12 protein-coding genes are annotated in these 12,032 nt (G+C 32.6%); 1 reads left to right on the top strand and 11 read right to left on the bottom strand.

Going from position 1 to position 12,032, the window contains the following annotated elements; genetic code table 11:
• Positions 1-12 precede the first annotated feature (12 nt).
• The 7 genes from MY04_RS06330 to MY04_RS06360 form a co-directional block, all read right to left on the bottom strand.
• Positions 13-684, bottom strand: coding sequence for an SDR family oxidoreductase (locus MY04_RS06330; RefSeq protein ID WP_066207771.1), 672 nt, complete (start codon positions 682-684; stop codon positions 13-15).
• 11 nt (positions 685-695) lie between these two features.
• On the bottom strand, positions 696-2,123 hold the full coding sequence (gene tnpC / locus MY04_RS06335) for an IS66 family transposase (protein WP_066207773.1): 1,428 nt from the start codon (positions 2,121-2,123) through the stop codon (positions 696-698).
• Between the two features lie 24 nt (positions 2,124-2,147).
• Positions 2,148-2,489, bottom strand: a complete 342-nt coding sequence (gene tnpB / locus MY04_RS06340) for an IS66 family insertion sequence element accessory protein TnpB (protein ID WP_066207775.1) — start codon at positions 2,487-2,489, stop codon at positions 2,148-2,150.
• A complete protein-coding gene (gene tnpA, locus MY04_RS06345; protein WP_066207778.1) occupies positions 2,489-2,776 on the bottom strand; it encodes an IS66 family insertion sequence element accessory protein TnpA in 288 nt (95 codons plus the stop codon). The genes tnpB and tnpA overlap by 1 nt, the downstream gene beginning before the upstream one ends.
• Before the next feature lie 12 nt (positions 2,777-2,788).
• On the bottom strand, positions 2,789-2,932 hold the full coding sequence (locus tag MY04_RS06350) for a hypothetical protein (RefSeq protein WP_158297595.1): 144 nt from the start codon (positions 2,930-2,932) through the stop codon (positions 2,789-2,791).
• Between the two features lie 133 nt (positions 2,933-3,065).
• Positions 3,066-3,431, bottom strand: a complete 366-nt coding sequence (locus MY04_RS06355) for a hypothetical protein (RefSeq protein ID WP_066207779.1) — start codon at positions 3,429-3,431, stop codon at positions 3,066-3,068.
• A 224-nt stretch (positions 3,432-3,655) separates the two neighbouring features.
• Positions 3,656-4,741, bottom strand: a complete 1,086-nt coding sequence (locus tag MY04_RS06360; protein WP_066207783.1) for a hypothetical protein — start codon at positions 4,739-4,741, stop codon at positions 3,656-3,658.
• 367 nt (positions 4,742-5,108) lie between these two features.
• Here MY04_RS06360 and purB point away from each other — a divergent pair, with 367 nt between their 5' ends.
• Complete coding sequence (purB, locus tag MY04_RS06365) at positions 5,109-6,452, top strand: adenylosuccinate lyase (RefSeq protein WP_066207784.1); 1,344 nt, start codon at positions 5,109-5,111, stop codon at positions 6,450-6,452.
• Between the two features lie 121 nt (positions 6,453-6,573).
• Here the strand turns inward: purB and MY04_RS06370 are convergent, their stop codons facing one another.
• The 4 genes from MY04_RS06370 to MY04_RS06385 form a co-directional block, all read right to left on the bottom strand.
• Positions 6,574-10,320 carry a sensor histidine kinase gene (locus MY04_RS06370; RefSeq protein WP_066207785.1) on the bottom strand — a complete coding sequence of 1,249 codons (3,747 nt, stop codon included), beginning with the start codon at positions 10,318-10,320 and terminating at the stop codon, positions 6,574-6,576.
• A gap of 143 nt (positions 10,321-10,463) precedes the next feature.
• On the bottom strand, positions 10,464-10,709 hold the full coding sequence (locus MY04_RS06375; RefSeq protein WP_066207787.1) for a hypothetical protein: 246 nt from the start codon (positions 10,707-10,709) through the stop codon (positions 10,464-10,466).
• Positions 10,710-10,712: 3 nt separating this feature from the next.
• A complete protein-coding gene (locus MY04_RS06380) occupies positions 10,713-11,297 on the bottom strand; it encodes a DUF420 domain-containing protein (RefSeq protein ID WP_066207789.1) in 585 nt (194 codons plus the stop codon).
• A complete protein-coding gene (locus MY04_RS06385) occupies positions 11,269-11,970 on the bottom strand; it encodes an SCO family protein (RefSeq protein WP_066207790.1) in 702 nt (233 codons plus the stop codon). The genes MY04_RS06380 and MY04_RS06385 overlap by 29 nt, the downstream gene beginning before the upstream one ends.
• Positions 11,971-12,032: the final 62 nt, after the last annotated feature.

The raw sequence follows: 12,032 nt of genomic DNA on the forward strand, positions 1-12,032 counted from the left end.
TTCTATTATATTTTATACTCTTGTTCTGCTCTTGGGGCGAGCATACAAACCAATATCATCTATCTTTACTCTTTCCGGCATTTTAAATAAATAAGCTACTGTTTCAGCCAAATCTTCAACTTGCAAAACATTATAATCTCTATCTTCTTCTGAAGTTGGTGCTGGAGTCTGAATTAGTGCAGGACATAAGCTATGGACTGTTATTCCATGCTCATACACTTCTTCTTGCAAAGCATCTCCTAAACCAACAACCCCAAATTTTGAAGCACAATATGGCCCTGCTTGAGCATAGCCTCTTTTAGCCGCCTGTGAAGCAATATTTAAAATAAATCCAGATTCTTGATCAATCATTGTCGGCAAAACTGATTGCATCATGAAAAAAGTTCCCTTTAAATTTGTATCAATCACTTTATCCCAATCTGCTTCGGTAGTATCTTTCACTAGACTACCAACACCAAGGCCCGCATTATTTACCAAAAAATCAATTGATCCAAATTCCTTTACCGCTAATTGGGCAACTTTAATACAATTTTCTTTATCACGAACATCTAAAGAAGCAGTAATTGCCTTTCCTTTACCTATTTTATTCAGTTGATCTGCTGTATCTATCAAATGATCCTTAGTTCTGGAAGCTAACAAAACGTTTACCCCTTCTTCAACTAATGTTGGTAAGCAATCGCCCATCCCGCTAAATACTACTTCACCGGCAGTAATTCCTCAATTTTATTAATCGGCTGATCATCTATTTTTTCTAACGTTGATTTTAGCCATTCAAAAGGTTCAATGTTGTTCATTTTGGCTGTTGCAAAAAAGGCATAGAACATGGCAGCTTGTTTTGCTCCTTCTTCATTTCCTGCAAACATGTAATTTTTTCGACCAATGGCAAGTGGACGAATTTTATTCTCTATGGGGTTGTTATCAATCAAAAGTTTACCGTCAGTTAAGTACATTCGGAGTCCTTTTTCTCTATTGAGAAGATAATGTATTGCTTTTCCTAACTGAGATTTAGGTAAGACGGTTAGCTTTTTTGCCCACTCAAAAAGTGTATTGATTACTGGAAGAGCATACTTTTGCCTTTGCTGATAGATGATTTTTGGATTAGATTCTTCTTTCAGTGATTTTTCCAGTTCGTAGAGCTGACCAATAAGGTTCACCGCCTCCAATGCCCTTTTATCTCCACCTTTATGTGCTTCAAAAAAGTATCGACGTGCGTGGGCCCAACAATTGAGCTGTGTAATTGTTGTTGTCTGATCAAAATAATCGTAAGCTTTATAGCCATCGGTTTGAGCATAACCTGAAAAATTATGCAGATGTTCTTTTAAATATTTCCGATCTCGACCGCTTGCATAATGAATCGATAATAATTTGGCTTTAGGATCAAGGTAATACCACATATATCCTTGGTGTGGTTTTCCTTTTTTACCTGTTCCCATCACCTTTATGGTCGATTCATCGATTTGAAGGTAGTTACTTTGCTGTATTTTTTGAGTGAGCGTGTCGTATAAAATACTCAGTTTATCCGCCGTTCTTTTTTGTAAGTCTATGAGCGTTGTATTTTTTAGATAAACGCCTTGTCTTTCAAATTGCTTGATAAAACGATGGATGGGGATATGATCGATAAATTTACTCACGACCATCTGTGCGGCTAAACTTGCCGATGTACTTGACTTGGGAAATGGTAAATCTGACGGTAAATTCGCTTGACTAAACTCGCTGTTCTCTTGATCTGCATCACGAACGTAACGAGGGCGAATAATTCTACGAACGAATAAACGGGCAGGTTCACATTCGAGTACTTCCGTAATATCTTCTCCTACTTTATGCCATCCATCCAAATCGTGATCAGGTTCAATCACTTCTTCTACACGTTCCAGGTGCTCTGGTAAAGCTGTTCGTACAGGCTTTTTCTTTTTGCGTTTGTGAGCAGGAACGGTAATCTCCTGAGAAGGCTCCGTTTTCTGCTCTTTGTCTTGAGCGAAAATAGAGAGCTGATTATCGGGTATATCCGCTTGTTTTCGTTTCTCTGATTTAGAACCGTAAAGCATACTTTGAAGCATTGACAACTGTGTCTTCAGTTGTGCATTTTCTTGTTCTAAATTCGCTATTTTATCATCCTTACTCACCTTACAAAAGTAGCGATTTTAATACTAAAAACGTACTTTTTGACCTCTTTTTTCTAAAGAAACACCTTCAATTATCATCATAATTTCTGTCGAAGATAAAGAGATGTTTTTCTGTTTGTCGAACCCTTTCGGAAGCTCAAACCGACCTTTTTCCAAACGTTTATAATACAATGAAAAACCGCCTTTTTCAAACCGAAGCAGTTTCAATTTATCTTTACTTCGATTAATAAAAACGAAAATATCTCCATTAGTCACATCCAGTTCCATTAAAGAAATAACGATATTACTCAACCCATTAAATCCTTTTCGCATATCTGTAAATTTACTGTACAGGTAAATACGATCTGTATTACGAAGAGATAACATTAGAAAAAATGAATTGCTTCTTTTAATAGTTCTCGATCTGAAAGATGGAGTTTTACTCCATTGGGATATTCGAGAGTAACGGTCTTAACGGTCTGTTCAACCTTCTTCGGTACTTTGACAGGGATGAAACTCCCCTTAGCTGGATTTGTATTTTCTTTACGTTGTTTTACTACCCAATAATGAAAAGTGGATAGCTTAATTGAATGAAGTTGACAATAAGCTTTTTGTTGTAAACCACTAGTTTTCCATGATGCTATATGAGCATACATTTCTGCTTTTTTTGACATAATATCTACGTTTTAATGATGACGTAAAATTAAGTCAGGAATTTGCGAGATAATAGATGGGAATGGGCGACTGCTTACTAATGTTGTAGCAATAGCTTTACCTACTCCTGTTCCACCACCTGTGATGATTGCTGTTTTTTCTTTTAAGTTTTTCATGTCCATATTATTTAATGAAGCACATCATTAATTTGATTTTCTTCAAAAGAATGCATAATGAATACTTCAAATAGTAGTTGTCTTGTAGAGCAATAATTATACGAGGTATTCAATTGTTACGTAATTATTATATTCAATAGCCAAGCTTAATTGGATAAAGAATAAAAGTGTTAGAAATTGTATCATTTAATAGTTTAGTTTCTCCAACGTAGATTTGCTGTTCACATAGTCTCAATTTCGTTTTTTCTAAATATGAACTATCTAAACTATTTGGTGGAATTACCCCTTTCACATCAGAAAGGCTTAATAAACCACTAGAATCAATATTTAATACTAAATAAATATTAAGTACATCACCTACCAATTGATGAAAATCGGTTTTCTCTAAAAATTGAGTAAATCTATCTGAACTAGTCTTTGTCTGATTAAAATTTTTTCTTGAACAAGATATAAATCCTAAAGTTATAAGAATAGCTACAATAGGAATTCGCATATTCATTAAAAGTCAAATTGTGAGATTTAAAACATTAACGTTTGAGTTTGACAACCGCTTCATCATAAACAAGCACTTGCAAATCTATCAATATTTGACCCCAATTTGGCCTTAATCCTAAGAACATCAACAGATGAGAAAACTTTACCAAAAATAAAAAAGAATCAAAGGAATTACATTTTTATTACTTATCCTTTGATTCTTTTTTTAACTATCGACTAATTAAATTTTTACAGGCTACTAAATTTTCCTTTAGCCTTTGATACCTTTCCTTTTAAATTGTCATTATGAGAAGTATCAGTGATTTCAGAAAGGTAGAAGTTTACTTTATTAAATAATTCTTCAGTTTCTACATTTTCTTTAGCTTTAGTTAAAAGTGTAGCATCTATTGTACCATCATTAGCGTTTAATGTATTCACTATAATTGATAGAGCATAGTAATCTGCTTTTAAATCTGGAGCAATATTTAACTCTTGATCGATTCTATTCAAAGCTGCTTGCGCTTCTTCATAGTTTTGAACGTAAATATTATAATAGATCCAATAGTTATTCATTGCAATTAGATTATGCATTCTTTTTATAGCTTCTTTACGTTCCATGGTTCCAAAGAAAGATCTTGCATTTCCAAGAACACAACTAATACCTCTTGATGGAGAAGATTTTGCTAAATACTCACATGCTTGAAATGAACCTCTATTTCTAGAAGCATAGTTCTTCCTTAAAACACTCATAATAATCATATCTACTTCGGATAAAAGAGAATTAAGGTCTGCTTCGTTGGCTTTTATTACTTTTATTACTTCCTGATGTAATTCAGGTGAATACTTTACAAAGTCATCGCCCATTTGAGTACATACATTTTTACTTAATGTATTTACAATACCATCAACAAGTTCAGTTACTTTTTCCTCTAAAGACTTATCTTCGTCAGTTAGATTCATTTGTGTATATCTTGATGAATTTCTTACAATTACAGTTTCTGAATAGAAAGAACCATCTTCATAAATTGCCACAACATAAACATCAAAACCAAGTTGTTTTGGAAGTCCTCCCTTGTGTGCTAATCCCCAATCGATCATCATAAAACCATTATTAGAAGCCATATCTTCTCTTTCTTTACCATTAAATAATTGGATACAGAAATCTCCTTTTCTTTTATCCAATTCCTTAATTAACAAAGCATTGATTTTATCTTTTTGCTCATTTGTCAAAGAATTCTCTTCACTTTTGTCAACAATATCCGTTACGAAAACAGATTGAGCATAAGTAGTTAAGTTTATTACAAAAAATGCAATAAATAAATTAATTAGTTTCATTTTAAAAAGTCGTTTTTAAAGTGCTTATTATTACTCTTTCTGTATGGTAATCTTAAGCCAGCTGAATAAAAAAATAAGGTATTGATAATTGAGAACATTAGTTAAAAAGGCAAAATTCTTACTTAGTCAATAGTTGAGTTTTCTAAATCAATACACAAACATGATGATAAAATTATGTATAATTTACTTATAGTTTATTATGTACATAATAAAAAAATTACTCTTTGTATATAAAAATCAATTTTAGTTTTTATTATCAAATAATCATTTGATACACTTGTGAAAGAATAGGTAAATATTTTTTTATAAGTCGGTTCAGCTTATATTTGCGACTTGATTATTTTTATCACCAAATTCCTACATAAAAATGGAGCTTAATCAACTCACAGCGGTATCTCCTATCGATGGTCGCTATAGAAGTAAAGCGGAATCCTTATCTAATTATTTTTCTGAATTCGCGTTGATTCGTTATAGAGTATGGGTAGAAATCGAATACTTTATTGCATTGTGCGAAAAGCCACTTCCACAACTTAAAGATTTTGATTCTTCTTTATATCCTGCAATGAGAAAAATCTACAAAGAGTTCTCAATGGAGGATGCTTTAAAGGTAAAGGAATTTGAAAGCGTGACGAATCACGATGTGAAATCTGTTGAGTATTTCATCAAAGAGAAATTCGAGGCGTTGGGAATTAAAGAACAAAAAGAATTTGTTCACTTTGGTTTAACTTCTCAAGATGTAAACAATACTTCTATTCCATTATCACTTAAAGTGGCTAATGAAGAAGTAATGATCCCTATGTTGGAAGAAATAATTGCATTGATTGACTCTTTAGCTGATGCTTGGGCTGATCAACCAATTCTTGCCTTAACTCACGGTCAACCAGCTTCACCATCTCGTTTAGGAAAAGAATTTAAAGTATTCACTTACCGTTTGAAAAAACAATTGGAGACTTTAAAAGCGGTTCCTTACTCGGCTAAATTTGGTGGTGCTACAGGTAACTTCAATGCTCACAATGTTGCTTACCCTACAATTAATTGGGTAGAGTTCGGTAACGATTTCGTGAACAATGTTTTAGGTTTAGATCGTTCTCAGTTTACAACTCAAATTGAAAACTACGACAACCTTGCGGCAATGTTCGATGCATACAAGCGTATTGATACTATCTTGATCGATATGTCTCGTGATATCTGGCAATATGTATCAATGAAGTACTTTAAGCAAAAGATCAACAAAAACGAAGTGGGATCTTCTGCTATGCCTCATAAAGTAAATCCAATTGACTTTGAAAACGCTGAAGGTAACTTGGGTATTGCGAATGCAGTATTGGAGCACTTATCAGCTAAATTACCTATTTCAAGATTACAAAGAGACTTAACTGACTCTACTGTATTAAGAAACGTTGGTGTACCATTAGGACACATCGTTATTGCTTTACAATCTTTGAAAAAAGGTTTAAATAAATTAGAGTTAAATGCTGATCAACTTAAATTAGACCTAGAAGATAACTGGGCAGTAGTTGCGGAAGCAATTCAAACAGTTCTAAGAAGAGAGGGTATTCCTAATCCTTACGAAATGTTGAAAGATTTAACTCGTAAGAATGAAAAGATTACTGAAGACTCAATTCAAGTATTTATTGATGGTTTAGCAGTGTCTGATCAAATTAAAGAAGAGTTGAAAGTGATTACTCCTTACAACTACACAGGGGTATAATTTCTATTTCACAAAAAAGTAATTGATAAACGATTCCAAAATCGCTTATCAGAAACTGATGTAAAAACGGCTACCTTTTGGATTTAAGGTAGCCGTTTTTTGTAATATCAAAATTGGGTTTTTAAGCCTCTTCTTCTGCTTGAGTCATCACAAATTCAACAAAGAATTGTGTTCCTTCATTCTCTTTGGTTTCAAACCAAATACTACCTCCCATCTGTTCGATACCTCTTTTGGCTACGGCCAATCCGATACCGGAACCAGTCTCTTTGGTGGTAAAGTTAGGAACGAAAACCTTGTTCTGAAATTCTTCTGGAATACCTTTACCATTATCAATAACTGTCACAATTGCTTTCTCCCCGTTTTCGTATAAATCGATAATAATATTAGAGCTCACATCTTCTTTTGCAGCTTGAATACCGTTCAGGATTAAGTTGGCTAATATTCTAGTTGTCAATTTCTCATCACCATCCACAAATACATCATGCCCCAATTGTGTATTAGAGAATTGAATGTTTGCCTTACTTGAGTGAAGCATTACTGAGTCTTTTATCACCTTTGAAAGGTTAAATACTTCCCTTTTCGGAACAGGCATTTGAGCGAAAGATGAGAATGAGGTAACAATACCACTTAATGTATCCACTTGACTAATCAGCATTTTTGTAGCTCTTAGTAATTTAGGATTATCATCTGATGTGGCGACACGCTCTAGCTGTTGTAAATAAAGTTTCATTGGAGTTAGAGGGTTTTTAATTTCATGAGCTACTTGTTTTGCAACGTCTTTCCAAGCAGATTCTAATTGACTTCTTTCCAACTCCTTTTTACTTTCTTCCAATTTTGAAAGCATTTTATTATACTCTCCTACCAATCGACCAAACTCATCATTAGAATGATATTTAATCGGGGCGTTTTTCTTACTAAGTGTGATACGGTTCAACTCTGGAATAATCAACTTAATTGGATTGAGAAGTGATAAGGCAGCATAGTGTACAATCGGTAGTAATGTGATGAACAACACAGTGAAGATGATCATGATAGTAGAAATTACATCTACTGTTCTATCGTCAAAACGGTGAAGTGATTTAAAGAATGGAATACTTACCACTCCCATCACATCACCAGTATTAAATGCTTTCACACCGATGTAAGAAGTATTGTATTCCAGATTACCTATCTTCTCTTTTACTACAAGACGTGTTTTCTTATCCTGCATAATCCCAATATATGCTTCGGGATTAAGTTGTTCGCTTAATATACCTGCTTCGAACAATTCATCATCACTAGCACTTTTCAGGAAACCTTTCTTATTGTAAAAACGGATATCAGCCTGCATAATGTTTGATAGTTCATTGATAAAATTATCAAGGACTAAATCATTTTCAGGATTCCAATCGGCATTGAGATCAGTGTTCTGAAAAAGGTTCATGGCCACCGTCTGTGCTTTTTCTAAATATTGTCTTTGAATATCATTTCTCGATGACTTTACCATTACTGAACCCATTACAATTGCCAAAGTAAAAATAGGTAAGAATATCGCCACGTTAAGATAGGCTTGTACCTTGGCAGAGAATGACCTGTTGTATTCTTTTGGATCGGCAATGTAATTTTTGAAATTATAAAAGGAGAAAACAAAGAAAACTATAATGGTAAAATAGGTCGAAAATGATCTTATAAAATCAATGATGTTAAATTCTTTAGAAGAGATAACTACAATACGATTGGCGTTGGGTAACATCAAGTGTTCATAGCCATTGAATTCAAAGTTTGATGCCAAATTCGACTCTTCGTTTAAATCAATTTCTTTTAGGAAATCGTTGGTATAATTATAATCACCCGAACTGAATATCAATTCTTTTTTAAAGAAAATAGCATAGGAATAATCTTCTTGTTTATAGTTGATATTGTAGTTTTCATCAAGAATTGAGGCCTGCAAGTAATTTCCTTCTAAGGATTTTTTATTCAACTCAATCAAACAATAACCTATGGTATCGGTATTGGTAAAACGATCAATAATAGGAATATTACAGAGATAGCTAAAGGTACCTTTCTGAAGGTCCATTTTATTATTTAAACCGGAAATATCTTTAGGAACATTCTTCTTACCATCGAAGAAATTTTCTATTAATTGATTATATGAATATTCACTGTTTACAACATCTCCATTATCAAATGCCATATACACACTAATATCGTATCGCTGTCCAAACCAACCCATGATATCAGCTTTTATCAGTTTAGATACTTCTACTGCATGAGGTTTATTGAGAAAAGCTACGGCATCGATTACTCTATCATCATCCTGAACATCATTAATTGTTTCTTCTAGAAAGGCGTTTAGGGTAGCATCGTTTGTGATCAGTTTATAGTAGGCAAACTTTTGTTTAAACTCCTCATCTTTCTTTGTATCACTTTTCTCTACCACTACGGCAGCTAATAATGAAAATAGAATAATATGAGACATCAAATACATAATTGCTTTGAATTTCCCACTATTTAAAAACTTAGTCGTATCAAACATTAAAGTAATACCTGTAAAAATAGCCAATACATTAATGACGACTAGATCAAAGCTATTATCAAAAAATTGAATACTAAAAACTACTATGATACTAATAAGCATTGCTGTGGCCTTTCCATAAAAATCTAACCACCAACTGATTATTCTGAAACTCACATGTGCATATGATCCTGCGATTAAGAAACCTAAAAGCACAATCATTTGTGAAACAACGTATGGAATACTTATTTCGAAAACACTAAACTGTGGATTTAAACTTAATGAATATTCTAATACTTTCAGGTAAACATTCTCCAATAACATCACTATTATGAAGAGAAGAATTATCATTATTGATGATAAAGTAATTCTAACCCTCAGGGGTAATTTTTTCATTGAGGTGACTGAAAAAAGATCCCTAAAATTATTTGTTACCCAACGGAAAACAGAAAGTATAAATATTAAATCAATAAAAATCACCCCCATTGAATCCCAAGCTGGAAAAGGTGGGTTACTTAAGGAAGATAAGATTTCATATTCATTTTTGATAATTGGGTTATTTACAATAGAAAATACTACCTCATGCAGAGCCAATACTCCTATTATAAATACACTAAGCATTATATAAATAGAACTTCCTTTATGAATAGAATCTGTGATATAAGTACTAAGAGCTGAAAGTAAACAGAAAGTAGCAACTAATACACAAAAGATAAAACTATGCCATGGAAATAATTCAATGGATACTTTTTTTGAAGTATCTAAAGAGAAAAGATAATTATTCTGTTTTGTGTAGATGGGTTTAAAGTTCTCATTTACTTTATACTTATCAATTTTGGGTTGATCTTTTGTCCCGAAGATGAAATCATTCACATAATGTGCCATAATCGTAGTAGGATTATCCCTAAGCTCCAATAATGGAACAATGACAAAGATTTCATAATCTTGATTGTATAACATGATATTGGACTTCCTAACATAATAGAAGGAGTTCCCTTTTTTAATCACATCTTCAACAAAATAAGTAAATAGTTTATCTTCAATATATTTTAGTTTCAGTTTATCATCTGACCAAAATTTTAAAACTCCTTTTTCATAAATATAAACAGGTTGGGCACTTAATGATAATAGGGTTTTAAAATCAGGTTCTTCCTCACTCACCTCTTTGATATTATTTTTAATATCATAAATAACATCATCTGCATTTTTTGATAATTGTTGGATGCGATCTTGAACAAACTTATCGTATTCGTCTACATCATAGTATTCAACATTTATTAAAAAAATGAGGATGGAAATCAGGGAAAAGAAAAGACCTAAAACGGCTTTGCTCTTACTGTTAATTAGTTGTTTTAAAAAAATCTTAGCTTGCATAAAGGCAATACTTAACAGATAAAAGTGTAAGTGATTATAAAAAGATCAAATTACAAAAAAACTCCAATATGATGGCAACATATTGGAGTTATCGTATATGGTATATTGTTAAATCTCTGAAATGTTAGAGAGTAGAATATTATTTACCCAATTGAAGTATTCAATTTGTTTTGTTGTACTTTCTTGTACACCACAAATGCAATACTTGCAATGAGGATATAAGGCATGGACATCAAGAATAATATACCGGCATTTAATCCCGCTCCTACTTGACTTGCACCATCAGAGATATTGTTCTCTACCGTTGCTCTACACATCGCACATTGTGCATAAATATTTTGAAAGTTGATCAGTAAAAAACCAATCATTAGTATTAAACTCTTTTTCATAATCTAAGCGTAATAAGGGCTGATCATTAAATAAACCAATACTCCTGTAACTGCAACATATTCCCAAATTGGATATGCCCATTTTACAATTTTCTTATGAAGTATCAGTCTATTTGTAATTGCAAAATAAATCGATAATAATACCAATGGAACTACTACTGCTGATAATAGAATATGGCTTAAAAGTAATACCAAGTAAACAATTCTAGTATTCCCCGCTGTAGCTTTTTCAGCTTCGGATAAAATTCCATCAGCATTTAAATCTCCAAATACTGTATGTCCTCCTTGAAAATGGTAAACAACATAAGATACTAAGAAGATAGCACCTAATGCAAAAGAAATAAACATCATTAATCGATGTAATTCTTGATTCCCTTTCTTAATGAAGTAAAAACCTAAGAACAAAGTAAGAGCACATGTTCCATTTATAATTGCATTTAGGTGTGGCAAGAAAGAAACGTCTAAGTCTCCAAGTTTACCTGTTTGAGGTATAAAAAGTAATATAGCCACCACAACAGGAATAGCAATTGATAAAATTCCAATTGTAATTAGTGGACCTCTATTTAGTTTCTGATTTAATGTTTCCATTGTCTTCTAACAATAATAATGATATTTCTGTAAGTAGTCGTTTTACATCATCTTGATCTGTACCACTATAAATCCCTCTAATACGTTTTTGTTTATCTACAAGGATTAATTTATCACTGTGTGATAATGATGCAGATTTCCCAGTCATAACTTCTTTAGCAGTGATATAAAAACCACATTGCCCTAAATCCATAATCGTCTGTTTATCACCGGTAAGTAAATTCCAACGATTTGTATCAATCCCATGTCTTTCTGCATAAGATGACAATACTTTAGGAGTATCGTAACTAGGGTCTATACTAAAAGAAACTAACTGTAATTCCTTTTCGTTTTTGAAACGTTCTTGAACTCTAAGCATGCTTGACGTCATTGCTTTACAAATGTCGGGACAAGATGTAAAGAAGAAGTCAGCTACATAGATAGAACCTTCTAAGTTTTTGTTTGAAAATTTCGTACTATCCTGATTTAAAAATTCAAATTCAGGAATCCTGTGTACACCATCAATTTCGTTTGGCGTACAGTTTACTGATTTTAGGTTATAAATCTGAAGGCTTTCTGCAGGTTCCAAACGATATTCGTTCTTACCGAAGCTTTTCAGAAAAACTAAGATGACTAAAGGTATTCCAATTAACAGGAATAAGAATACCCATTTCTTTTGATTAGGTTTATTCATTCTATTTTAAAAAAATATGGTTTGATCTCAACAAGTTGAAAATCAAACCATATAAAAGATCT

Origin of the sequence: Flammeovirga sp. MY04 (genome assembly GCF_001682195.2) — a bacterium.
GTDB lineage: Bacteria > Bacteroidota > Bacteroidia > Cytophagales > Flammeovirgaceae > Flammeovirga > Flammeovirga yaeyamensis.